Below are 24,636 nucleotides of genomic sequence, written 5' to 3'. Positions count from 1 at the left end.
AGGGGACCGCTTTGCAGTCCATCGCAGGTACAGGTATTGCGCAATCCTCGAAGGCGGTGCGGTCCCTGTAGGAGCTGGCTTGCCTGCGATGGGCTGCAGGGCAGCCCCGGCGATTTGACCAACCAGCCCTGCATCCGGAGCCTCACCATGCCCTCTGCGCGTTTCACCCTGCTCACCGCCTCCCTGGTCTGTGCCCTGATCATCCTCGACACCAACATCGTCGCGGTCAGCCTGCCCAGCATCGCCCGCGACCTGTCCGGCTCGTTTGCCGACATCGAATGGGTGGTCAGCGCCTACCTGCTGGCCTTTGCCGCCTGCCTGCTGCCCGCTGGCAGCCTGGCCGACCGCTTTGGCCGTCGCCGCATGCTGCTGCTCGGCCTGGCCCTGTTCGGCCTCGCCTCGCTGGCCTGTGGCGCGGCGCCCAACCTGCTGGTCCTCGACCTGGCCAGGGCAGCCAAGGGCGTTGGCGCAGCATTGCTGCTGACCTCGGCCCTGGCCGCGATCGGCAATCGCTTCCACCAACCCCAGGAACGCATGCGTGCCTGGGCCTTCTGGGGCGCCTGCATGGGCGCCACCATCACCTTTGCGCCGCTGCTGGGCGGGTTGATCGCCAGCACCCTTGGCTGGCGCTGGATCTTCTACATCAACCTGCCGTTGGTGGCAGTGCTCGCAGTGATGGTGCTGCGCAGTGTCGAAGAGTCCCGTGACAGCGCTGCGGCCCGGCTCGACCCATGGGGCAGCCTGACTTTCGCCGGCAGCCTGGGTTACCTGATCTGGGCAATGATCGATGCCAACCAGGTGGGCTGGGGCAGTGCGCAAACCCTGGGACGGCTGGTGATCAGCGCCTTCCTGTTCGGCCTGTTCGTCATGGTCGAGCGCAGCCAGGAACGGCCGATGATCGACCTGCGGCTGATGCGCAGCGGGCGCTTCGTTGGCGCCTTGCTGGGGATGTTTGCCTATGCTGCCTGCGCCCAGGTGATGATGACCCTGCTACCGCTTTACTTGCAGAACGGCCTGCAGCTGTCGGCCCTGGCCGCAGGGGCGGGCATGCTGCCGTTTGCCGTGGCCATGCTGCTGACGCCACGCCTGGGCATGCGTCTGGCTGCACACTTGAGCCCGGCGCAGGTGTTCGCGCTAGGCCTGGTATTGGTCGGGGCGGGTAACCTGCTGTGTGCCTGGGCCACGCAGCAGGGCGGTTACGGTGCATTCGCCCTGGCCAGCCTGGTGCTGGGTGCTGGCGCCGGGCTGCTGAATGGCGATACGCAGAAGAACATCATGGCTTGCGTGCCGCGTGAGCGTACCGGCATGGCTTCGGGGTTGAGTACAACCACGCGATTCGGGGCGATCGTGCTGGCCATCGGTGGGTTGGGTGGTGTGCTGGCTGCACGTAGTGGGCAGTTGCTGTATGAGGCCATGGCTGCCGTGGCGCCTGGGCAATCGGGCCAGGTTGCGGCGATGGCTACCCGGGTTGCCGCGGGTGATTTGCAGGCGGCGTTGGCGTTGCTTGAGCCCGGGTTGCGGGAAACGGTGGCACCCTTGGCCCGCCAGGCGTTCATCGGGGGCTTCGATGCCGTGTTGCAGGTCGCCGGTGTGGCGGCGCTGCTGTTTGCGGTGCTGGTCGGCGTGTTGCTGAGCCGGCCGCTGCCGGCCATGCCGGAAGTGTTGCTGGCTGAGAGGCAATCATGAAGCTGGCGGCGGGCATCACGACTTGGCGACTGGGGCGACCAGCGCTTGCTGTCACTCACGTGGTGGAAGCCGTGTTTGGGTTGAGAGACCGGTGAAGAGCAAACCGGCGCAGGGAGTATCTTTGGGAAACGCCCTATGCGGAAAAGCCTGATTCTGACTTTGTGGGCTCGCACAACCCAAAATCCAGGCAAAAAAAAAAGACGCCCGAGGGCGTCTTCTTCTTTGGAATTTGGTGGAGCCGGGGGGATTTGAACCCCCGTCCGCCAGTACTCCGCTGTCGGTACTACATGCTTAGCCGTGTCTACTGAGTTAATCCGCAGCCGCCCGACGGGCAGGGTGCTTTGGACGAGTTGGGTAAGTTTTAGTCGCTTTGCCCCCAACGTGCTACACGACGATCCTGTTCTGTATGACAATCATTTCGGGTTTACAGGCATCCCCTGATGATTGCTGGAGCCGAAGCTACCAGAAGGTCGGGCTCGGCTGCTTACGCAGCGAGAGCGTACTCCGCCTCGAAGTTTTCGTCATTGGCAACTATAGAAAGTTGCAACAGTGGATTTACGAGTTCTGTTACCAACTCGGCATGCACCTAGAGTTTCGCTACCGGCGTCGAATCCTGATCGGCCCCACACTAGCTCTAAGCTAACGCACCTTACGGTACGTGAGGCTGAGTATACGCCATTGCGCGGGCGACGTCGACAGCCGGTCCGGTCGCCCGCTTTTGGGCTCACGCGCCGCTACCGCCGCCGCTGGTGCCGCTGCCTTTCTCCGTTTTTTCCAACCGCTCCAGGACTTTGCTGGTGATGGCGATGCATTCCTTGGTGTCCCCCGATGCCTGGGCAGCCTTGGCTTTGTCGACGTGCTCGGTGATGGCCTTGTCCAGGCCTTCGGAGGTAGCGCCGGCGGTGGCCATGCTGTCGTCGATCTTTTGCAGGTTGGCGGTGCAGAGGTCTTCGGCGGCGAATACCGGCGAAGCCAGCAGGGTGGCGGCCGCGAACAGGGCCGAAAGCGCGGTACCTTTCATGGGAGTCTCCTTCTGGGCCTCTGGAAGGTGGGCCTGTAAGGATGGACTGTAGAGGATTGGCGGGGGTTCAATCGGATGCTGGCGGGGGATGGCACCGGCTTTGCCGGTGTTCGCGGCTGAAGCCGCTCCTACAGGTACGGCGTGCGCTCAAAGCCGGCGCGGTCCCTGTGGGAGCGGGCATGCCCGCGAAGCAGGCTGCGCGGTGTATGGCACCGGCTGCGCCGGTGTTCGCGGGCTTGCCCGCTCCCACAGGGATTGCGGCAGCTATCAGGTTTTGCGTTAAACGGTCATATGCTACGCGGCCGGGTGACGCGGTCTACAAGGTAGACCAGCCCGTGGTAATCGATGCCACTATGGCTGGACAGGCCGATCTCGCAGGTGCGGCTGGTGGAGATGCCTTCGCTGCAATATTGCACCGCATCCTTCAGGCTGCGCAGCGAGTGGGCGTTGAGCTCGGGGGTGGTGAAGCCTTTGTCACCGGCAAAGCCGCAGCAGTGTATGCCCTCCGGGATCACCACCTGTTTGCTGCAACGCCGCGCCAAATCGATCAGCGCCTGGCTTTCGCCCAGGTGTTGGGTGCTGCAGGTCACATGCACAGCCACTGGTTCGTCCTGGGGGGTGAACTCCAGGCGCTCGAGCAGGTGGGTGCGGATGAAGCGCACCGGGTCGTACAGGTCCAGCCGGGTGTCGCTCAGGTCTTGCACCAGGCGCAGGGTGCAGGGGCTGGTGTCACAGTAGATCGGGTCGAGGCCGCCGCGGCTTGCGTGCAGCAGGGCGGCAATCAGTTCCTGGCGTTTGTGTTCGGCCTGCTCGGGGTAGCCCTTGGAGGCGAACGGCTGGCCGCAGCACAGGCTGTCGGCGTTGTCGGGGAACACCACCTGGTAACCGGCCTTTTCCAGCAGGGCGCGGGTCTTGTCCAGCAGCGAGCTTTGCTCGCGGTCGGCATAGGCCGGGCCCATCACCCGCGAGACGCAGGCGGCCAGGTACACCACGCGAGGGCGGGCGTCGTTGCTGGCCTGGCCGAAGTCCAGTGGGCGCAGGGGTTGTGGCATCGCCGGGGTCCACTGTGGCAGGCGGCCTTTGCTGGCTTTGTTCAGCGAGGCGCTCAGGCGGCCCAGGCGTGGGGCGCCGAGCAGCTTGCGTGCGGTGTTGGCGGCGGTCAGGGTCAGGCGCGCGCCGCCCAGCGCGGTGTGGAAGTGTTCGGCCAGCCAGTCGGCGGTTTTTTCGTGCTCGGCGGCCTGGCTGCGCAGTTTCTTCACCAGTTCGCCGGTGTTGATGCCGACCGGGCAGCGCTGGGCGCACAGGCCGGTGGCGGCGCAGGTGTCGATGCCCTGGTACTGGTAGGTCTGGCGCAGTTCGCGGGTGTCGATGCCGGCGCGCTGTTTGGCCTGGATGTCACGCCACATGACGATGCGCTGGCGCGGGCTGAGGGTCAGGCCTTTGGACGGGCACACCGGTTCGCAGAAGCCGCACTCGATGCACTTGTCGACGATCTCGTCGGCAGCGGGCAGCGGCTTGAGGTTTTTCAGGTGGATGTCTGGGTCTTCGCTCAGCACCACGTCGGGGTTGAGAATGCCATTGGGGTCGAGCAGGCGCTTCAGCTTCCACATCAGTTGGTAGGCGTCATGGCCCCATTCCAGCTCCACGAACGGTGCCATGTTGCGCCCGGTGCCGTGCTCGGCCTTGAGCGAGCCGCCGAACTCCACCGCCACCAGTTGCGCCACATCGTCCATGAAGGCCTGGTAGCGGGCGACTTCCTCGGCACTGTTGAAGCCCTGTGTGAAGACGAAGTGCAGGTTGCCTTCCAGGGCATGGCCGAAAATGATCGCTTCGTCGTAGCGGTGCTTGTCGAACAGCTGGATCAGGCGGTTGACGCCTTCGGCCAGTTGCTCGATGGGGAAGGTGACGTCTTCGATGATGACTGTGGTGCCGGTCTGGCGCACGGCGCCGACGGCGGGGAAGGTGTCCTTGCGGATTTTCCACAGCTGGTTGTACACGGCCGGGTCTTCGCTGAAGTCCACCTGCTGTTCCAGCGGGAAGTCGGCGATCGAGGCCATCACCTGTTGCAGCTGTTCATGCAGCAGGCTCTGGCTGGCGGCGCGGGACTCGATCAGCAGGGCGCAGGCATTGTCCGACAGGCCTTTTACCCACAGCGGCATGCCGGGCATGTTCTGCACCGAGCGCAGGCTGCGGCGGTCGAGCAGCTCCACGGCCGAGACCGGCTGGCGCTTGAGTATGGTCACCGCGCGGCAGCAGCTTTCCACGCTGGGGAACACCAGCAGCGCGCTGGCCTTGTGCGGGTGGTCGGGCACGGTGTCGTAGGTGACGGCACTGATGAAGCCCAAGGTGCCTTCGGAACCGACCAGCAGGTGCTGCAGGATATCCAGCGGTTGGTCGTAGTCCACCAGTGCGTTCAGCGACAGGCCGGTGGTGTTCTTCAGCCGGTATTTGTGCCGGATGCGCTCGGCGAGTGCAGTGTTGGCGCGGGTCTCGCGGCCCAGGCGGGCCAGTGCTTCCAGCAGGTCGGCGTGGCTGGCCTCGAACGCGGCGACGCTGGCCGGGTCTTCGCTGTCCAGGCGCGTGCCGTCGGCCAGCACCAGGCGCAGGCCGGCCAGGGTGTGGTAGGTGTTCTGCGCGGTGCCGCAGCACATGCCGCTGGCGTTGTTGGCGACGATGCCGCCGATCTTGCAAGCGTTGATCGAGGCCGGGTCGGGGCCGATCTTGCGCCCGAAGGGGGCCAGCCAGGCATTGGCCTGGGCGCCGATGACGCCGGGTTGCAGGCGGATCTGCTCGCCTTGGCCGCGGATTTCACGGCCGTTCCAGTTATCGCCCAGCACGATCAGCACCGAGTCGCTGATGGCCTGGCCGGACAGGCTGGTGCCGGCGGCGCGGAAGGTGACCGGTACCCGCTCGCGCTGGGCCAGTTTGATCAGGCCGACCACTTCGTCTTCGGACTCGACGCGCACCACCAGCTTGGGGATCAGCCGGTAGAAGCTGGCGTCGGTGCCGAAGGCCAGGGTGGAGGTGGGGTCGTCGAAGCGGCGTTCGGCGGGGATCAGGCGCTCGGCATCACGCAGGAACGCGGCGGGCAGGCTCATGCAGTCTCCTCGCGGGGCTGTGGCGTCTGTGCGCCACATGCCCCGGGTCAATCAGGCGGTCGTTCTTGCGGGCGTTCAGGCGCCCAGTTCGCGTACCAGCGAGTCGCGGGTGATTTCGCTGATCGACTTGGCGCCGGTCAGCACCATCGCTACGCGCATTTCCTTCTCGAACAGCTCCAGCAGGTTCTTCACCCCGGCCTGGCCGTGCACGGCAAGGGCGTAGAGGAAGGCGCGGCCGATCAGTACGGTATCGGCGCCCAGAGCGATCATGCGCACCACGTCGAGGCCGCTACGGATGCCGGAGTCGGCGAGGATCTTCAGGTCACCTTTGACCGCATCGGCAATTGCCGGCAGGGCACGGGCGCTGGACAGCACGCCGTCGAGCTGGCGGCCGCCGTGGTTGGACACGACGATGCCGTCGGCACCGAACCTGACCGCATCGCGGGCGTCATCGGCATCGAGGATGCCCTTGATGATCATCGGGCCGTCCCAGAACTCGCGGATCCACTCCAGGTCTTTCCAGGAGATCGAAGGGTCGAAGTTGTTGGCCAGCCAGCCAATGTAGTCGGCAAGGCCGGTGGGGTTGCCACGGTAGGTGGAAATGTTGCCCAGGTCGTGCGGGCGCCCCATCACGCCGACATCCCATGCCCACTCGGGGTGGGTCATGGCCTGCAGCACACGGCGCAGCGGACCGTTCTTGCCGCTCATGCCAGAGTGGGCGTCGCGGTAACGGGCGCCGGGTGTCGGCATGTCGACGGTGAACACCAGGGTCTTTACCCCGGCGGCCTTGGCCCGCTCCAGGGCGTTGCGCATGAAGCCGCGGTCCTTGAGCACGTACAGCTGGAACCACATCGGCCGGTCGATGGCCGGGGCCACTTCTTCGATCGGGCACACCGACACGGTGGACATGGTGAACGGAATACCGTGGGCAGCCGCCGCGCGCGCCGCCTGCACTTCACCACGGCGGGCGTACATGCCGGTGAGGCCGACCGGGGCCAGGGCCACCGGCATGCTCAGGGTTTCGTCGAACAGTCTGGTCTGAAGGCTGAGCTCGGACATGTTCTTCAGCACGCGCTGACGCAGGGCAATGCTGGCCAGGTCCGAGACGTTGTGGCGCAGGGTGTGCTCGGCGTAGGCGCCGCCGTCGGCATAGTGGAACAGGAAGGGAGGCAGCTTGCGTTGGGCCGCGGCGCGATAGTCGGTAGAGGCGGAAATGATCATGGATTCTCGCAGCGTTGCGTGTGGGGATTGCCGGGCGCGCGATGGCGCCCGGCCCCTTTCACTTTAGTGATGAACCAGCATGCCGGTCAGCCAGTAGGCCTGGATCAGGGTGATCAGGCCGACGATGGTGGCGAAGAACAGGCTGTGCTTGACGGTGAAGCGGAACAGGTCGGACTCCTTGCCAACCAGGCCGGTGGCGGCGCAGGCCACGGCGATCGACTGCGGCGAGATCATCTTGCCGGTCACGCCGCCGCTGGTGTTGGCCGCTACCAGCAGAGTGTCGTTGACCCCGATCTGGTGCGCAGTGGTGGCCTGCAGCGAGCTGAACAGGGCGTTGGACGAGGTGTCGGAACCGGTCAGGAACACCCCCAGCCAGCCGAGGAACGGCGAGAAGAACGGGAACGCGGCACCGGTACCGGCCAGCACCAGGGCCATGGTCGAGGACATGCCCGAGTAGTTGGTGACGAAGGCGAAGGCCAGCACCATGCCGATCGACAGGATTGGCCAGCGCAGCTCCCAGAAGGTTTCCTTGAAAGTGGTCAGACCAGTTTTGAAGTTGATCTTCAGCACGGCCATGGAGATCAGCGCCGAGAGGAAGATCGCGGTGCCGGTGGCAGAGATTGGGTCGAGCTTGAACACCGCTGGCATGGCGGTTGGCGCAGCGACGATCGGTGCGGTCTTGATCACCAGTTGGTCGAGGTGCGGGATGGCGAAGTTGAACACGAAGTTGTACATCGCGCCGCCCGGGGCGAAGGCCGCCTTGAACGGTTTCAGGGTCCAGATGGTGACCAGCACGGTGAGGATCAGGAACGGCGACCAGGCTTTGAAGATCTCGCCAAAGCTGTAGGGGCTTGGCTGGCTGCCGCTTGGCTGAACCACGGCGGCGCCGACGCTGCCTTTGGCTTCGGCGAACGAACGCTTGGGCTGCCAGACTTTCAGGAACAGGGTCAGGGCGATCAGGCTGGCAAGGGCCGAGGTGATGTCCGGCAGCTCCGGGCCGATGAAGTTCGAGGTGAAGTACTGGGTGACGGCGAAGCTCAGGCCGGCGACCAGGGCGGCAGGCCAGGTTTCCTTCACGCCACGCAGGCCGTCCATCATGAATACCAGCCAGAACGGCACGAACAGCGACAGCAGCGGCAGCTGGCGACCGGTCATGGCGCCGATGTGGAAGGCGTCGATGCCGGTGACCTGGCCGGCCACGATGATCGGGATGCCCAGGGCGCCGAAGGCCACTGGCGCGGTGTTGGCGATCAGGCACAGGCCGGCGGCGTACAGCGGGTTGAAGCCCAGGCCCACCAGCAGCGCGGCAGTGATTGCCACCGGTGCGCCAAAGCCTGCCGCTCCTTCCAGGAAGGCACCGAAGCAGAAGCCGATCAGCAGCACTTGCAGGCGCTGGTCATCGGTAATCGACAGCACCGAGCTGCGGATCACTTCGAACTGGCCGCTCTTGACCGTGAGTTTGTACAGGAACACCGCGGCAACGATGATCCAGGCAATCGGCCAGAGGCCGTAGAGGAAGCCATAACCCGCAGCGGCGAATGCCATGTCGACAGGCATCTGGAAGGCGAAGATCGCCACCAGGATCGACAATGCGAGGGTGATGCTGCCGGCCACGTGGCCTTTGAGGCGGAATACGGCGAGGGCGAGGAAGAAGAAGACGATGGGAATGACCGCCGCCAGTGCGGACAGGCCAAGACTACCAAGCGGACTATAGATTTGTTGCCAGGTTTGCATATGGGGTGGCCCCTAATTGTTGTTGGTCAGGCACTGGCATTGGATAATTGGTAAGACCAATTTACAATGGCTGGGCGCTAGGTTAAAAGCGTCTTCGTGGGTGTGTCAATTTGTCCCGTGCAAAACTTTGGTCGTGTGCCGATGAGTGGGCATCTGATGGGCGGGGAAAATCGTCGCCTGGTGGGTGTTTGCAAGGCCCGGATCGGCGAGAATAGGCGCCCCCTGAAATCTGCCGGGGGTTTGTGGAGAGCATGTGATGGTTTTTGATCAGGTCCGCCAACGGCGCCTGTCCGACGACATCGTCGATCGGTTGGAAGGGATGATTCTGGAAGGTACGCTGACGTCTGGTCAGCGGCTGCCGGCCGAGCGCGTCCTTGCCGAGCAGTTCGGCGTGTCCCGCCCATCACTGCGTGAGGCGATCCAGAAGCTGGTGGCCAAGGGGCTGCTGGTCAGCCGCCAGGGTGGGGGCAATTTTGTCGCCGAGTCTCTGGGGTCCACTTTCAGCGACCCATTGCTGCAACTGCTTGAGCACAGTGCCGAGGCGCAGCGTGACCTGCTCGAATTCCGCCATACCCTGGAGGCGTCCTGCGCCTACTACGCGGCCCAGCGCGCCACCCAGCCCGACCGGGCGCGCCTCAAGGCGGCCTTCGATGCGCTGCAGGACTGCTATGCCAGGGCCGACGAAGTGACCCGGGCGGAGGAAGGCGCGGCCGATGCGCGCTTCCACCTGGCGATTGCCGAGGCCAGCCATAATGCCGTGTTGCTGCACACCATTCGGGGCTTGTTCGACCTGCTCAAGCGCAACGTGGTGACCAACATCGGCGGCATGTACCAGCAACGGACCGAGACCCGGGACATGCTGATCAGCCAGCACCGGGAGCTGTACCTGGCGATAGTCGAGGGCAGGGCGGAGGATGCGCGGGAAGTGTCCAGCCGGCACATTCTGTATGTGCAGGAGGTGCTGGAAGAGGCGCATGAAGAAGCGCAGCGAGTGGCGCGGGCGGAGCGGCGTAGCGGGCGTTGAGATTTGTACTGGCAGTGCTGGCCTCTTCGCGGGTAAACCCGCTCCCACAGAGACCGCACCGAATCTGAACTCAGTGTTAATCCTGTGGGAGCGGGTTTACCCGCGAAGAGGCCGGAGCAGGCTGAAGAAGAGGTATTACTCTTCCTTGCCCTTGTTCCGCACAGCCCGCTGCAGCTCGCGGTTGGAATCGCGCTCGCGCATGGTGTCGCGCTTGTCGAATTCCTTCTTGCCCTTGCCCAGTGCGATTTCGCACTTGATCAGGTGCTTGCTCCAGTACAGCGCCAGGGCCACGCAGGTGTAGCCTTTTTGCGCCACGGCCGCTTCCAGGCGCTCGAGCTCGCGCTTGTTCAGCAGCAGCTTGCGAGTGCGGATGGGGTCGGCTATGACGTGGGTGCTGGCCGTGGTCAGCGGGGTGATGTGGCTGCCGAACAGCCAGGCCTCACCGTCCTTCAGCAGCACGTAGCTGTCAGTCAGGTGCGCCTTGCCGGCTCGCAGGCTTTTTACTTCCCAGCCGGACAGGACCAGCCCGGCCTCGAACTTGTGTTCGATGAAGTAATCGTGTCGCGCCTTCTTGTTCTGCGCGATGGTCCCGGTCGGATGTTTCTTTTGTTTAGCCATAGGGGCGGCATTATAGGCAGTCGCCGCGTCGTCGGCTATGGGATTTCGGTGTGCTTGAGCCACTGCAATGAATACCGGACAATACAGCCCCTGTCTTTGCGACAGAACCTGTTTTCGGCACGCTGCGAAGCGCCGCCACCCAGCCTTGGAAGTGATGCCTGGATGACTACCCATATTCAACGCTCCGCCCTGCTGCCGTATCCCGCCCAGGCGCTCTACGATCTGGTCAACGATGTGGCCAGCTACCCGCAGTTTCTGCCTTGGTGCTCGGCCTCGACGGTGATCGAAGCCAGCGACACGCACATGCGTGCCAAGCTCGAAGTGGCCAAGGGCGGCATGAGCCAGCACTTCGTCACGCGCAATGTACTGGTGCCGGGGCAGTCTATCGAGATGAACCTGGAGGAAGGGCCGTTCACCCAGTTACATGGCCTTTGGGTGTTCAAGCCGCTGGGTGAAAAGGCCTGCAAGATCAGCCTGGACCTTTCGTTCGACTATGCTGGCCCGCTGGTGCGCGCGACTTTGGGGCCGCTGTTCAACCAGGCGGCAAATACGCTGGTGGATGCCTTTTGCCAGCGTGCCAAGCAACTGAATGCCTGACTGAAACAGCGGCAACAAAAAGCCCGGACCAAGTCCGGGCTTTTTTGTATCTGCTCGCCGCTTATTGAGGCGAGGTTTCCAGCGGCGCTGGAGTCGGGACCGGGGTGGTCTCGATGGTGTCGATTTCGCGCTGGATGGATTCTTCCACCGAACCTGGCTTGGCCGGTTTTTCTTCAGGCTGCACGGTTGGCTGCTCTGGCTGGTTGGCCGGGCTGACCGTGGTGTCGCTGCTGCCACCGAGGATTTCCTGGTCGCGGCTGACGCCTGGCATGAAGTCGCCGGACAGGCTCACCAACTGGTCGCTTTCGTTGAAGAACACGCTCATGCGTTCCTGCTGGCGTTTGCCGCCGCCTGGCTGCAGGCTGTACAGGTAATCCCAACGGTTGGTGTTGAAGGTGTCCTGGATTAGCGGGTTACCCATGATAAACCTTACTTGCCGGCGGGTCATTCCGGGGCGCAATTGGTCTATCATGTCTTGCGTAACGACATTGCCCTGCTGGATGTCGATTTTGTAAACCCCGGGAAACGAGCAACCGGCGAGTGCGAGCAGTCCCACTAGGGTGAGGCTGGTTAGCAAGAGCTTGGTGTTTTGCATCGGTGGGCGACTTCCACTATCTTGGCTGGACAACGTAAACCCCGATCATACCCGTATTAAGAGAAGCTGCGAAGCAGCATCGGCGAGAAAGCTGACCATGGTTGAAAATAGCGAATTGCGCAAAGCCGGTCTCAAGGTGACCCTGCCTCGAGTCAAGATCCTTCAGATGCTCGACTCCACCGAGCAGCGTCACATGAGCGCCGAGGATGTCTACAAGGCGCTGATGGAGGCTGGCGAGGACGTGGGCCTGGCCACCGTCTACCGCGTACTGACCCAGTTCGAAGCGGCGGGTCTGGTGGTTCGCCACAACTTCGACGGCGGTCATGCGGTGTTCGAACTGGCCGATGGCGGTCATCACGACCATATGGTCAACGTGGAGACCAGTGAAGTCATCGAGTTCATGGATGCCGAGATCGAGAAACGCCAGCGCGAAATCGTGGCCGAGCATGGCTACGAGCTGGTGGATCACAATCTGGTCCTGTACGTACGTAAAAAGAAGTAACGATTTCTTATCGTTATGAATGGCAAAGGCGACCTTCGGGTCGCCTTTGTGCTTTCTGAGGTAGAGAGCGGTGTCGTTTGTGCCGGCCTCTTCGCGGGTAAACCCGCTCCCACAGGTACTGCGCAGGCTCAGGCCCGGTGAATATCCTGTGGGAGCGGGTTTACCCGCGAATGGGCCTGAAAAAGAAGGGTTCAGGCCTTGCCGCTTACAACCATCTTGCGCGCATGCGCCAGGGATTCCTTGGTCAGGTCTATGCCGCCCAGCATCCTCGCCACTTCCTCGACCCGCTCGCGCTTGCCCAGATTGGCCACGGCGGTGTGGGTAGTGTCGCTATTGCGCACCTTGTGTACGAACAGGTGGTGATGACCTTGTGCTGCTACTTGCGGCAGGTGGGTTACGGTCAGCACCTGGCCTCGCTCGCCCAAGCGGCGCAGCAATTGGCCGACGATTTCGGCAGTAGGCCCGCCGATACCGACGTCGACTTCGTCGAACACCAGGGTGGGAATGCGCGAGGTCTGCGCGGTAATCACCTGGATCGCCAGGCTGATGCGGGACAGTTCACCGCCTGAGGCCACCTTGGCCAGGCCCTTGAGCGGTTGGCCAGGGTTGGCGCTGACCAGTAGCTCGATCTGCTCCAGGCCATGGGGCGAAAGGTCTGCTCCTTCATTGGGTGTAAGTGCGATACAGAAGCGCCCGCCAGGCATGCCCAGGCGCTGGATCTCCTGCTCGACGGCCACCGCCAACTGCTGGGCGGCCTGCTGGCGCAGCGCGCTGAGCTCCAGCGCCTTCTCTTTATAATGCTGGGCGAAAGCGGCCAGTTCTTCACCCAATCGCTCGATCGACTCGTCACTGGCGTTCAGGCCCTCCAGCTCTTCCATCAGTTGCTGCTGCAGGTGGGGCAGTTCGGTTGGGTGCACTCGGTGTTTGCGTGCCAGCGTATAGATAGTGTCGAGGCGTTCTTCCAATGCCTGCAGGCGCATGGGGTCGGCGTCGAAGTTGTCGAGGAAACGATTGAGCTCGCCCACGGCTTCCTCGACCTGAATCTGCGCGCTGGCGATCAGGTTGGCCGCTTCGCCCAGTGCCTTTGGCGAGTTGGGGGCGGCACCCAGGCGGTTGAGGCTGGAGGTGAGGGCGCTGAGCACGTTGCCCGAATCGCTTTCGCTGCACTGGTCGATGACTTGGCGGCAGATGCCGAACAAGGCTTCGGCGCTGGTCAGGTTCTTGTGTTCCTGCTCCAACTGCTCCAGTTCGTATTCACCCAGGCCGAGGTTGTCCAGTTCCTCCAGCTGGTAGCTCAGCAGCTGATGGCGGGCGCGCTGCTCATCGCCGGAGTTGGACAGGCGCTCCAGCTCCAGGCGGGTCTGGTTCCAGCGCTTGGCCGCCAGCTGTACCTGACGGGCCAGGTCGACGGCGCCGGCGTACTCGTCGAGCAGGCGGCGATGGGTGTCGGTCTTGAGTAGTGACTGGTGCTCGTGCTGGCTGTGGATATCGATCAGCAGCTCGCCCAGTGCCTTGAGGTCGCCGAGCGGGCAGGGGGTGCCATTGATGTAGCCGCGGCTGCGGCCTTCGGCGGTGATCACCCGGCGCAGGATGCACAGGCCGTCGTTGTCCAGGTCACGCTCGGCCAGCCAGGCATGCGCCTCGGGGATGTCCACCAGGTCGAAGGTGGCGAGGATGTCTGCCTTGTCCGTGCCGGGGCGCACCACGCCACTGTCGGCCCGGTCGCCCAGGGCCAGACCGAGGGCATCGAGCATGATCGATTTGCCTGCACCGGTCTCACCGGTGATGACGGACATGCCTCGGGCGATCTCGAGGTCGAGGTGCTCGACGATGGCGTAGTTGTGAATGGACAGGTGCACCAGCATGGGGCGGCTCCCGAAAGTCAGGTCTGGTTATTTATACAGTACTTTTTTCAGGCCTGCCAATGCCCCTTGGCAGATTCTGTTGCAGCCGGGAAAACGACCTTGCCCCTTGAAGCTGGTTTTTCCGGCCCCATATAGCCGACATCAATGGCGAGCCTGGCTCGCAGTCCACAAAATTGCGCAGGAGAGACCCCATGGCTGACGAACAGCTGAACGAGAAAGACCTTAACGTCGAAGAGACCGGTGCAGGTAATGCTGCCGATGCCCGCGTCCTGGAACTCGAGGAGCAGCTGGCCGCCGCCAAGGACCAGGCGCTGCGCGCCGTTGCCGACGTGCAGAACGCTCGTCGTCGTGCCGAGCAGGATGTCGAGAAAGCACACAAGTTTGCCCTCGAGAAGTTCTCGGGCGACCTGCTGCCGGTGATCGACAGCCTGGAGCTGGCCCTGGCGCACTCCAGTGCCGACGATGAGCACGTCAAGCAGATCCGCGAGGGTGTCGAGCTGACCCTGAAGATGTTCCAGGACACTCTCAAGCGCTACAACCTCGAAGCAGTCGACCCGCACGGCCAGCCGTTCAACCCAGAGCACCACCAGGCCATGGCCATGCAGGAAAACGCCGAAGTAGAGCCGAACAGCGTGCTGAACGTGTTCCAGAAGGGCTATCTGCTCAACGGTCGCCTGCTGCGCCCCGCCATGGTGGTGGTCAGCAAGGCGCCAAGCGCGGCGCAACCCTCGATCAATGAAAAGGCTTGAAATCCATCCGGGCATCCCCATCTAGGTGTCAAGCCTTCAAGTATTACCGCAGTTGGCCAAAGTAGTCGCTGCTACCAAATTCAAGTTTCGGGAGAGTTAACATGGGTAAAATCATCGGTATCGACCTGGGGACCACCAACTCGTGCGTCTCTGTTCTGGAAAACGGTAACGTCAAGGTCATCGAAAACGCCGAAGGTGCGCGTACCACCCCTTCGATCGTGGCCTACGCCAATGATGGCGAAATCCTGGTTGGTCAGTCGGCCAAGCGTCAGGCGGTCACCAACCCGCACAACACTCTGTTCGCAGTGAAGCGCCTGATCGGCCGCCGCTTCGAAGAAGATGTTGTACAGAAAGACATCAAGCTGGTGCCTTACAAGATCGTCAAGGCCAGCAATGGTGACGCCTGGGTGCAGGCCAGTGGCAAGGACATGGCTCCGCCGCAGATCAGCGCCGAAGTCCTGAAGAAAATGAAGAAAACCGCCGAAGACTACCTCGGCGAGCCAGTTACCGAAGCGGTCATCACCGTTCCGGCCTACTTCAATGACAGTCAGCGTCAGGCCACCAAGGATGCCGGTCGCATCGCTGGCCTGGATGTAAAACGCATCATCAACGAGCCGACTGCCGCTGCACTGGCTTACGGCATGGACAAGGCCAAGGGCGACCACACCGTCATCGTTTATGACCTGGGTGGTGGTACCTTCGACGTTTCGGTCATCGAGATTGCCGAAGTCGATGGTGAGCACCAGTTCGAAGTACTGGCTACCAACGGTGACACCTTCCTGGGTGGCGAAGACTTCGACATGCGCCTGATCGACTACCTCGTCGATGAGTTCAAGAAAGAGTCCGGCATGGACCTGAAGAACGATCCGCTGGCGCTGCAGCGTCTGAAAGAAGCCGCTGAAAAGGCCAAGATCGAGCTGTCCTCCGCTCAGTCGACCGACGTCAACCTGCCGTACATCACTGCAGACGCTACCGGTCCGAAGCACCTGAACGTGAAAATCTCCCGCGCCAAGCTGGAGTCGCTGGTCGAAGACCTGGTCACCCGTACCATCGAGCCTTGCCGCATCGCTCTGAAAGACGCCGGCATCGATGCCAGCAAGATCGATGATGTGATCCTGGTCGGTGGCCAGACCCGTATGCCACTGGTACAGAAAGCCGTTGCCGACTTCTTCGGCAAAGAAGCGCGCAAGGACGTCAACCCGGACGAAGCCGTGGCCATGGGTGCTGCCATCCAGGGCGCGGTGCTGGCTGGTGACGTCAAAGACGTACTGCTGCTGGACGTCAGCCCGCTGACCCTTGGTATCGAAACCATGGGTGGCGTGATGACTTCGCTGATCGAGAAGAACACCACCATCCCGACCAAGAAGTCGCAGGTGTTCTCGACTGCCGACGACAACCAGGGTGCCGTGACCATTCACGTGCTGCAGGGTGAGCGCAAGCAGGCTGCACAGAACAAGTCGCTGGGCAAGTTCGACCTGGCTGACATTCCGCCGGCTCCACGTGGCGTTCCACAGATCGAAGTAACCTTCGACATCGACGCCAACGGCATCCTGCACGTCAGTGCCAAGGACAAGGCTACCGGCAAGTCGCAGTCGATCGTGATCAAGGCCAACTCCGGCCTGTCGGACGAAGAAATCGAGCGCATGGTGCGTGACGCCGAGGCCAACGCCGAGGAGGACCGCAAGTTCGAAGAATTGGCTGCTGCCCGTAACCAGGGTGACGCGCTGGTTCACTCGACCCGCAAGATGGTCGCTGACGCTGGTGACAAGGTTACCGCTGAAGAGAAAGCCGCCATCGAGGCTGCCGTTGTTGCCCTGGAAGCCGCTGTCAAAGGCGACGACAAGGCTGCCATCGACGCCAAGGTCGAAGAGCTGTCGAAGGTTTCGGCGCCGGTTGCCCAGAAGATGTACGCCGAGCAGTCGGCCGAACAGCCTCAGGGCGGCGCGCAGCAGGCCGAGCCGGAAGCCAAGCACGATGACGTGGTTGACGCTGAGTTCGAAGAAGTGAAAGACAACAACAAGCAGTAATCCCTGCATGTTGTCGGCCAGTTCGCCGCCGTTTGGTGGTGAGCTGGTAGGATGTCGCCGCGCGGGGGCTTGCTCCCGCGTTGGCGTATCTGGAATTCGAGAATTTTTACAGCATCTGTCGGTGGCCCTGGTGGGCAAAGGGCGGGTGCTGATGGCGCGGCGTAGATGCCAGACGCCCAACAAGGTGCAAATGACCTATGTCCAAGCGTGATTATTATGAGGTATTGGGTGTCGAGCGCGGCGCCAGCGAATCAGACCTCAAGAAGGCTTACCGTCGCCTGGCGATGAAGTACCATCCGGACCGCAACCCGGGCGACAAAGAGTCGGAAGACAAGTTCAAGGAGGCCAACGAGGCCTACGAAGTGCTGTCTGACGCCAGCAAGCGTGCTGCGTTCGACCAGTACGGTCATGCGGGTGTCGACCCGAGCATGGGTGGTGGCGCCGGGTTCGGTGGTGCCAACTTCTCCGACATCTTCGGTGATGTGTTCAGCGACTTCTTCGGGGGCGGCCGTGGCGGCTCGCGTGGCGGCGCCCAGCGCGGCAGCGACCTGCGCTACACCCTGGAACTGAACCTGGAAGAAGCGGTACGTGGCACCACGGTCAGCATCCGTGTGCCCACCCTGGTCAACTGCCAGCCGTGCGACGGCTCCGGTGCCAAGAAGGGCTCGACCCCATCTACCTGCCCGACTTGTGGCGGTATCGGCCAGGTTCGCATGCAGCAGGGCTTCTTCTCGGTACAGCAGACCTGCCCGCGCTGCCATGGTCAGGGCAAGATCATTACCGACCCCTGCACCTCGTGCCACGGCGAAGGCCGTGTCGAGGAATACAAGACGCTGTCGGTCAAGGTGCCGGCAGGTGTCGATACCGGCGACCGCATCCGTCTGTCGGGCGAGGGCGAGGCCGGTACCCATGGTGGCCCGACCGGCGACCTGTATGTGGTGATCAACGTGCGTGAGCACGAGATCTTCCAGCGAGATGGCAAGCATCTGTACTGCGAAGTACCGATCAGCTACACCGATGCCGCCTTGGGTGGCGAGCTGGAAGTGCCGACCCTCGATGGGCGGGTGAAGCTGAAGATCCCGGAAGGTACCCAGACCGGCAAGCAGTTCCGCCTGCGCGGCAAGGGTGTTGCCCCGGTGCGCGGTGGTGGTGCGGGTGACCTGCTGTGCCGCGTGGCGGTGGAAACCCCGGTCAACCTCAGCCGCCGCCAGCGCGAGTTGCTCGAAGAGCTGCGTGATTCGCTGGAAGGCGATAGCTCCCACTCGCCCAAGGCCAGTGGCTGGTTCGATGGCGTGAAGCGCTTCTTCGGCGATCTCTGACAAGGAAATGGCTATGCGACGTATTGCAGTGATGGGCGCGGCAGGGCGGATGGGCAAGACCCTCGTCGAAGCCGTGCAGCAACAGGCTCCCCAGGCGGGCCTGACGGCGGCGATCGACCGCCCGGACAGCTCGCTGGTAGGGGCTGATGCTGGTGAGCTGGCGGCCCTGGGCCGTATTGGTGTGCCGATTTCCGACGACCTGTCCAAGGTGGTCGACGAGTTCGACGTGCTGATCGATTTCACTCACCCTTCGGTGACCCTGAAGAACCTGGCGTTCTGCCGCAAGGCGGGCAAGGCCATGGTCATTGGTACTACTGGCTTCACGCCGGAAGAGAAGCAGCTGCTGGCCGAGGCCGGCAAGGAAATCCCGATCGTTTTTGCCGCCAACTTCAGTGTCGGCGTCAACCTGTGCCTTAAGCTGCTGGATACCGCAGCGCGCGTGCTGGGTGACGATGTGGATATCGAAATCCTCGAGGCGCACCACCGGCACAAGGTCGATGCGCCGTCGGGCACCGCGCTGCGCATGGGTGAAGTCGTTGCCCAGGCGCTGGGTCGCAACCTGCAGGAAGTGGCCGTGTATGGCCGTGAAGGGCAGACCGGTGCACGTGAGCGTCAGACCATCGGCTTCGCCACCGTGCGTGCCGGTGATGTGGTGGGTGACCATACAGTGCTGTTCGCCGCTGAAGGCGAGCGCGTCGAGATTACCCACAAGGCTTCCAGCCGCATGACCTTTGCCAAGGGCGCCGTGCGTGCGGCGCTGTGGCTGGACGGGCGCGAGCCTGGCCTGTACGACATGCAGGATGTGCTCGAGCTGCGTTAAGCAGTTTGAACTGTGTTGGCTTCTTCGCGGGTAAACCCGCTCCTACAGGTACAGCGTTGCCCTCAGGCATGGCGCTATCCCTGTAGGAGCGGGTTTACCCGCGAAGAAGCTGGCACAGATGTCAGCCTGTCGCATTGATGTGTTTTAGAGACACATCCACGGTAGACCGAAAACGCACTTTTCTGTAAGCTACAGCTTTAGTGTGTCCACTAAAAGCGCGCAGCGAATTGAATTCAGCACATGAAAGCGGGGTGACGTGTCCATACGTCACTCCGCTTTTTTGCAACCTGCGATCGCCCTTTCATGCTTGATTTACGGGAGGTCTTCTTGACAAAGCCAGCCATACTCGCCCTTGCCGACGGCAGTATTTTCCGCGGTGAAGCTATCGGTGCCGACGGTCAGACCGTTGGTGAGGTGGTATTCAACACCGCTATGACCGGCTACCAGGAAATCCTTACAGACCCTTCCTATGCGCAGCAAATCGTTACCCTGACCTACCCGCACATCGGCAATACCGGTACTACCCCGGAAGACGCCGAGTCGAACCGCGTCTGGTCCGCTGGCCTGGTCATTCGTGACCTGCCGCTGCTGGCCAGCAACTGGCGTAACACCCAGTCGCTGCCTGAGTACCTCAAGGCCAACAACGTCGTCGCCATCGCCGGCATCGACACCCGTCGCCTGACCCGAATCCTGCGTGAAAAGGGCGCTCAGAACGGTTGCATCCTCGCCGGTGACAACATCAGCGAAGAAGCCGCCATCGCCGCTGCCCGCGCCTTCCCGGGCCTGAAGGGCATGGACTTGGCCAAGGTCGTTTCCACCAAGGAACGCTACGAGTGGCGCTCCAGCGTGTGGGAACTGAAGACCGACAGCCATCCGACCATCGAAGCCGCTGACCTGCCTTACCACGTGGTCGCCTTCGACTACGGCGTCAAGCTGAACATCCTGCGCATGCTGGTTGCCCGTGGCTGCCGCGTGACCGTGGTGCCGGCCCAGACTCCGGCCAGCGAAGTGCTGGCACTCAACCCGGACGGCGTTTTCCTGTCCAACGGCCCTGGTGACCCCGAGCCTTGCGACTACGCCATCCAGGCGATCAAGGAAATCCTCGAGACCGAGATCCCGGTATTCGGTATCTGCCTGGGCCACCAGCTGCTGGCCCTGGCTTCTGGCGCCAAGACCGTGAAAATGGGCCATGGCCACCACGGTGCCAACCACCCGGTCCAGGATCTGGACACCGGTGTGGTCATGATCACCAGCCAGAACCACGGCTTTGCCGTTGACGAGGCCACCCTGCCGGGTAACGTCCGCGCCATCCACAAGTCGCTGTTCGACGGCACCCTGCAGGGTATCGAGCGTACCGACAAGAGCGCGTTCAGCTTCCAGGGCCACCCTGAAGCGAGCCCAGGCCCGACCGACGTCGCGCCACTGTTCGATCGTTTCATCGATGCCATGGCCAAGCGCCGCTGAGCATCCTGCTTCAAGGCCCCGGGCCGGCTTGCGCCGCGCCCGGAAGCGCCTGACCCAGATTGTTCAAAGCGGCTTGCCGACTGACTCCGGATTTGAGTGACAACCATGCCAAAACGTACAGACATCAAAAGCATCCTGATTCTCGGCGCTGGCCCGATCGTGATCGGCCAGGCCTGCGAATTCGACTACTCCGGCGCCCAGGCCTGTAAAGCCCTGCGCGAGGAAGGTTTCCGCGTCATCCTGGTGAACTCCAACCCAGCCACCATCATGACCGACCCGGCCATGGCCGACGCCACCTACATCGAGCCGATCAAGTGGCAGTCGGTGGCCAAGATCATCGAGAAAGAGCGCCCGGACGCACTGCTGCCGACCATGGGTGGCCAGACTGCACTGAACTGCGCCCTGGACCTGGAGCGCCACGGCGTTCTGGAAAAGTTCGGCGTGGAAATGATCGGTGCCAATGCCGACACCATCGACAAGGCCGAAGACCGCTCGCGCTTCGACAAGGCCATGAAAGACATCGGCCTGGAGTGCCCGCGCTCCGGTATCGCCCACAGCATGGAAGAAGCCAACGCCGTCCTCGAGCGCCTGGGCTTCCCGTGCATCATCCGTCCGTCGTTCACCATGGGCGGCACCGGTGGCGGTATCGCCTACAACCGTGAAGAATTCGAAGAAATCTGCGCCCGTGGCCTGGACCTGTCGCCGACCAAGGAACTGCTGATCGACGAATCGCTGATCGGCTGGAAGGAATACGAGATGGAGGTTGTCCGCGACAAGAAGGACAACTGCATCATCGTCTGCTCGATCGAGAACTTCGACCCGATGGGCGTGCACACCGGTGACTCGATCACTGTCGCCCCGGCACAGACCCTGACCGACAAGGAATACCAGATCATGCGCAACGCCTCCCTGGCGGTGCTGCGTGAAATCGGTGTTGAAACCGGCGGTTCCAACGTTCAGTTCGGTATCTGCCCGAACACAGGCCGCATGGTCGTGATCGAGATGAACCCGCGCGTTTCACGTTCCTCGGCGCTGGCCTCCAAGGCCACCGGCTTCCCGATCGCCAAGATCGCTGCCAAGCTGGCTGTCGGCTACACCCTCGACGAACTGCAGAACGACATCACCGGCGGCCGCACCCCGGCGTCCTTCGAGCCGTCGATCGACTACGTCGTCACCAAGCTGCCGCGTTTCGCCTTCGAGAAATTCCCGAAAGCCGACGCCCGCCTGACCACCCAGATGAAGTCCGTGGGTGAAGTCATGGCCATCGGTCGTACCTTCCAGGAGTCTCTGCAGAAAGCCCTGCGCGGCCTGGAAGTCGGCGCCTGCGGCCTCGACCCGAAAATCGACCTGGCCAACCCTGAAGCCAGCAGCATCCTCAAGCGCGAGCTGACCGTACCGGGCGCCGAGCGTATCTGGTACGTGGCCGACGCCATGCGTGCCGGCATGACCTGCGAGCAGATCTTCGACCTGACCGGCATCGACATGTGGTTCCTGGTGCAGATGGAAGACCTGATCAAGGAAGAAGAGAAGGTCAAGACCCTGGCCCTGTCGTCGATCGACAAGGACTACATGCTGCGCCTCAAGCGCAAGGGCTTCTCTGACCAGCGCTTGGCCAAGCTGTTGGGTATTACCGACAAGAACCTGCGCCGTCACCGCCACAAGCTGGAAGTGTTCCCGGTGTACAAGCGCGTCGACACCTGCGCTGCCGAATTCGCTACCGACACCGCCTACCTGTACTCCACCTATGAGGAAGAGTGCGAGGCCAACCCGTCGACCCGCGACAAGATCATGATCCTGGGTGGCGGCCCTAACCGTATCGGCCAGGGTATCGAGTTCGACTACTGCTGCGTACACGCCGCACTGGCGCTGCGTGAAGACGGTTACGAGACCATCATGGTCAACTGCAACCCGGAAACCGTCTCCACCGACTACGACACTTCCGACCGCCTGTACTTCGAGCCGCTGACCCTGGAAGACGTGCTGGAAGTGTGCCGCGTCGAGAAGCCGAAAGGCGTGATCGTCCACTACGGTGGCCAGACCCCGCTGAAACTGGCCCGCGCCCTGGAAGAAGCTGGCGTACCGATCATCGGTACCAGCCCGGATGCCATCGACCGCGCTGAAGACCGCGAGCGCTTCCAGCAGATGGTTCAGCGCCTGAACCTGCTGCAGCCGCCAAACGCCACCGTGCGCAGCGAAGAAGAAGCCATCAGCGCTGCTGGTGGCATCGGCTATCCGCTGGTAGTGCGCCCGTCCTACGTACTGGGCGGCCGTGCCATGGAAATCGTCTACGAGCTGGACGAGCTCAAGCGCTACCTGCGCGAAGCTGTGCAGGTGTCCAACGACAGCCCGGTACTGCTCGACCACTTCCTCAACTGCGCCATCGAGATGGACGTGGATGCGGTGTGCGACGGCACCGATGTGGTGATCGGCGCCATCATGCAGCACATCGAGCAGGCCGGCGTTCACTCCGGCGACTCGGCATGCTCCCTGCCACCGTACTCGCTGAGCAAGGAAGTGCAGGACGAAGTCCGCGTACAGGTCAAGAAAATGGCCCTGGAGCTGGGCGTGGTCGGCCTGATGAACGTGCAGCTGGCCCTGCAGGGCGACAAGATCTACGTGATCGAAGTCAACCCGCGCGCTTCGCGTACCGTGCCGTTCGTCTCCAAGTGCATCGGCACCTCCCTGGCGATGATCGCGGCCCGCGTCATGGCCGGCAAAACCCTGAAAGAGCTGGGCTTCACCCAGGAAATCATCCCGAACTTCTACAGCGTCAAGGAAGCCGTCTTCCCGTTCGCCAAGTTCCCGGGGGTTGACCCGATCCTCGGCCCTGAGATGAAATCGACCGGTGAAGTCATGGGTGTCGGTGACAGCTTCGGTGAAGCCTTCGCCAAGGCCCAGATGGGTGCCAGCGAAGTACTGCCGACCGGCGGTACCGCATTCATCAGCGTGCGCGACGACGACAAGCCGCAAGTGGCTGGCGTTGCCCGCGACCTGATCGCCCTGGGCTTCGAAGTGGTTGCAACTGCCGGTACTGCCAAGGTTATCGAAGCGGCTGGCCTGAAAGTGCGCCGTGTGAACAAGGTGACCGAAGGTCGCCCGCACGTGGTCGACATGATCAAGAACGACGAAGTGTCGCTGATCATCAACACCACCGAAGGCCGTCAGTCGATCGCCGATTCCTACTCGATTCGTCGCAATGCGCTGCAGCACAAAATTTACTGCACCACCACCATTGCGGCCGGTGAAGCCATCTGCGAGGCGCTGAAATTTGGTCCGGAAAAGACCGTTCGCCGCCTGCAGGATCTGCATGCAGGACTGAAAGCATGAGCATTACCAAATACCCGATGACCGTCCAGGGCGCTCGCGCCCTGGAAGAGGAGCTGCTCTTCCTGAGCAAGACCGAGCGCCCGCGCCTGAGCCAGGCCATTGGTGAAGCGCGCGAACTGGGTGACCTGAAGGAAAATGCCGAATACCACGCTGCTCGTGAAGAGCAGGGCATGGTCGAGGCGCGTATCCGCGATATCGAAGGTCGTCTGCAGAACTCGGTGGTGATCGATGTGACTACCATTGCCCACACCGGCAAGGTCATCTTCGGCACCACCGTGGACCTGGAAAACACCGAAACCGGTGACCAGGTGACCTACCAGATCGTTGGCGAGGATGAGGCCGACGTGAAGAAGGGCAAACTGTCGAACAGTGCGCCGATCGCCCGCGCCATCATTGGCAAGGAAGAAGGGGATACCGTTGTCGTCAAGACGCCGAACGGTACGGTCGAGTACGAGATTGTCGAAGTCAAGCACATCTGACCGGCGCCTGCGGGCGCCATCCCTCGAGGGGATCCTCTGGCAACTGGCCCAGGTTTTCTGGGTCGGCGGCTTGTGGGTGTTTCACGTGGGGTTGGTGCCCGCGCTCAAGGTCAGTGGCCTGGCGCCGCTGCTGGTGCAGGATGTCGCCGGGCAGATCGACCGCTGGTTGATCGGCGTGGCGCTGCTTGGCTTGTTGACCCAGCTGGCGGTGCTGGCAAGGGTGGACGGCCTGTCGGCCTGGTGGCGGCAGTTCCGCGGCCAGATGCTGCTGCTCGGCTTCGGTGCCTGCGTGGGGTATTACACCTTGCGCTACGGTATTTCCGTTGGCGAGCGTTGGCAGCTGCTCTGTTTCCTGGTGCTGGGCTTTTCCGGCATCGTGCTGGTGGCCCAGCCGGTTCCGGTCAAAGTGCGCCGCTAAGCGGCTCGAGATCGCTGGAGCCGCTTAGCGGCCCATCGCCGGCAAGCCGGCGCCCACACCGACCGCATCGAA

At 62.7% G+C, this 24,636-nt stretch carries 19 protein-coding genes and 1 other RNA gene; 12 read left to right on the top strand and 8 right to left on the bottom strand.

Annotated features, from left to right (window positions below):
• Positions 1 to 147 precede the first annotated feature (147 nt).
• Positions 148 to 1,686, top strand: a complete 1,539-nt coding sequence (locus E5221_RS24705) for an MFS transporter (protein ID WP_182328931.1) — start codon at positions 148 to 150, stop codon at positions 1,684 to 1,686.
• 230 nt (positions 1,687 to 1,916) lie between these two features.
• Here E5221_RS24705 and ssrA read toward each other — a convergent pair.
• From ssrA to E5221_RS24680, 5 genes are all read right to left on the bottom strand, one after another.
• Positions 1,917 to 2,311, bottom strand: a transfer-messenger RNA (tmRNA) gene (gene ssrA / locus E5221_RS24700).
• Positions 2,312 to 2,410: 99 nt separating this feature from the next.
• Positions 2,411 to 2,707 (bottom strand): hypothetical protein, encoded by a 297-nt coding sequence (locus E5221_RS24695; protein WP_013974305.1) that lies wholly within the window; start codon positions 2,705 to 2,707, stop codon positions 2,411 to 2,413.
• Positions 2,708 to 2,994: 287 nt separating this feature from the next.
• On the bottom strand, positions 2,995 to 5,805 hold the full coding sequence (locus E5221_RS24690; protein ID WP_247846577.1) for an FAD-binding and (Fe-S)-binding domain-containing protein: 2,811 nt from the start codon (positions 5,803 to 5,805) through the stop codon (positions 2,995 to 2,997).
• Between the two features lie 75 nt (positions 5,806 to 5,880).
• Positions 5,881 to 7,026, bottom strand: a complete 1,146-nt coding sequence (gene lldD, locus E5221_RS24685; protein WP_025340713.1) for an FMN-dependent L-lactate dehydrogenase LldD — start codon at positions 7,024 to 7,026, stop codon at positions 5,881 to 5,883.
• Positions 7,027 to 7,089: 63 nt separating this feature from the next.
• A complete protein-coding gene (locus E5221_RS24680) occupies positions 7,090 to 8,760 on the bottom strand; it encodes a lactate permease LctP family transporter (protein WP_015271872.1) in 1,671 nt (556 codons plus the stop codon).
• 256 nt (positions 8,761 to 9,016) lie between these two features.
• On the opposite strand from E5221_RS24680, the gene E5221_RS24675 reads away from it, so the two are divergent.
• On the top strand, positions 9,017 to 9,784 hold the full coding sequence (locus E5221_RS24675; RefSeq protein WP_013974301.1) for an FCD domain-containing protein: 768 nt from the start codon (positions 9,017 to 9,019) through the stop codon (positions 9,782 to 9,784).
• Positions 9,785 to 9,919: 135 nt separating this feature from the next.
• Here the strand turns inward: E5221_RS24675 and smpB are convergent, their stop codons facing one another.
• Positions 9,920 to 10,402, bottom strand: coding sequence for an SsrA-binding protein SmpB (gene smpB / locus E5221_RS24670; protein WP_013974300.1), 483 nt, complete (start codon positions 10,400 to 10,402; stop codon positions 9,920 to 9,922).
• A gap of 162 nt (positions 10,403 to 10,564) precedes the next feature.
• Between smpB and E5221_RS24665 the strand changes: the two genes are divergently transcribed.
• The gene (locus E5221_RS24665; RefSeq protein WP_003258078.1) at positions 10,565 to 10,999 is read left to right on the top strand and encodes a type II toxin-antitoxin system RatA family toxin; all 435 of its coding nucleotides are present in this window, start codon (positions 10,565 to 10,567) and stop codon (positions 10,997 to 10,999) included.
• 61 nt (positions 11,000 to 11,060) lie between these two features.
• Here the strand turns inward: E5221_RS24665 and bamE are convergent, their stop codons facing one another.
• A complete protein-coding gene (gene bamE, locus E5221_RS24660) occupies positions 11,061 to 11,594 on the bottom strand; it encodes an outer membrane protein assembly factor BamE (protein ID WP_025340711.1) in 534 nt (177 codons plus the stop codon).
• A gap of 97 nt (positions 11,595 to 11,691) precedes the next feature.
• Here bamE and fur point away from each other — a divergent pair, with 97 nt between their 5' ends.
• Positions 11,692 to 12,096 carry a ferric iron uptake transcriptional regulator gene (gene fur, locus E5221_RS24655; protein ID WP_015271870.1) on the top strand — a complete coding sequence of 135 codons (405 nt, stop codon included), beginning with the start codon at positions 11,692 to 11,694 and terminating at the stop codon, positions 12,094 to 12,096.
• Between the two features lie 191 nt (positions 12,097 to 12,287).
• Here fur and recN read toward each other — a convergent pair whose 3' ends face one another.
• Complete coding sequence (gene recN / locus E5221_RS24650) at positions 12,288 to 13,961, bottom strand: DNA repair protein RecN (protein ID WP_061551376.1); 1,674 nt, start codon at positions 13,959 to 13,961, stop codon at positions 12,288 to 12,290.
• Between the two features lie 191 nt (positions 13,962 to 14,152).
• Between recN and grpE the strand changes: the two genes are divergently transcribed.
• The 8 genes from grpE (at position 14,153) to E5221_RS24610 (ending at position 24,564) form a co-directional block, all read left to right on the top strand.
• On the top strand, positions 14,153 to 14,710 hold the full coding sequence (gene grpE / locus E5221_RS24645) for a nucleotide exchange factor GrpE (protein ID WP_003258073.1): 558 nt from the start codon (positions 14,153 to 14,155) through the stop codon (positions 14,708 to 14,710).
• Between the two features lie 101 nt (positions 14,711 to 14,811).
• On the top strand, positions 14,812 to 16,737 hold the full coding sequence (gene dnaK / locus E5221_RS24640; protein ID WP_182328936.1) for a molecular chaperone DnaK: 1,926 nt from the start codon (positions 14,812 to 14,814) through the stop codon (positions 16,735 to 16,737).
• Between the two features lie 197 nt (positions 16,738 to 16,934).
• Entirely contained in the window at positions 16,935 to 18,056 is a 1,122-nt protein-coding gene (gene dnaJ, locus E5221_RS24635) for a molecular chaperone DnaJ (protein ID WP_061551378.1), read from the top strand.
• A gap of 13 nt (positions 18,057 to 18,069) precedes the next feature.
• Positions 18,070 to 18,876, top strand: a complete 807-nt coding sequence (dapB, locus tag E5221_RS24630) for a 4-hydroxy-tetrahydrodipicolinate reductase (protein WP_015271866.1) — start codon at positions 18,070 to 18,072, stop codon at positions 18,874 to 18,876.
• Positions 18,877 to 19,203: 327 nt separating this feature from the next.
• Complete coding sequence (gene carA, locus E5221_RS24625; RefSeq protein ID WP_013974294.1) at positions 19,204 to 20,340, top strand: glutamine-hydrolyzing carbamoyl-phosphate synthase small subunit; 1,137 nt, start codon at positions 19,204 to 19,206, stop codon at positions 20,338 to 20,340.
• Between the two features lie 105 nt (positions 20,341 to 20,445).
• The gene (gene carB / locus E5221_RS24620; RefSeq protein ID WP_061551379.1) at positions 20,446 to 23,667 is read left to right on the top strand and encodes a carbamoyl-phosphate synthase large subunit; all 3,222 of its coding nucleotides are present in this window, start codon (positions 20,446 to 20,448) and stop codon (positions 23,665 to 23,667) included.
• Positions 23,664 to 24,146 carry a transcription elongation factor GreA gene (gene greA, locus E5221_RS24615; protein ID WP_003258067.1) on the top strand — a complete coding sequence of 161 codons (483 nt, stop codon included), beginning with the start codon at positions 23,664 to 23,666 and terminating at the stop codon, positions 24,144 to 24,146. Before carB ends, greA begins: the two co-directional genes overlap by 4 nt.
• Positions 24,124 to 24,564 carry a hypothetical protein gene (locus E5221_RS24610; RefSeq protein WP_052261053.1) on the top strand — a complete coding sequence of 147 codons (441 nt, stop codon included), beginning with the start codon at positions 24,124 to 24,126 and terminating at the stop codon, positions 24,562 to 24,564. Before greA ends, E5221_RS24610 begins: the two co-directional genes overlap by 23 nt.
• Positions 24,565 to 24,636: the final 72 nt, after the last annotated feature.

It is taken from the genome of Pseudomonas sp. A2, from assembly GCF_023100865.1.
Lineage (GTDB): Bacteria > Pseudomonadota > Gammaproteobacteria > Pseudomonadales > Pseudomonadaceae > Aquipseudomonas > Aquipseudomonas asiatica.
The sequence above is the reverse complement of the archived record's forward strand: the minus strand, read 5'-3'. Positions and strand labels throughout refer to the sequence as shown.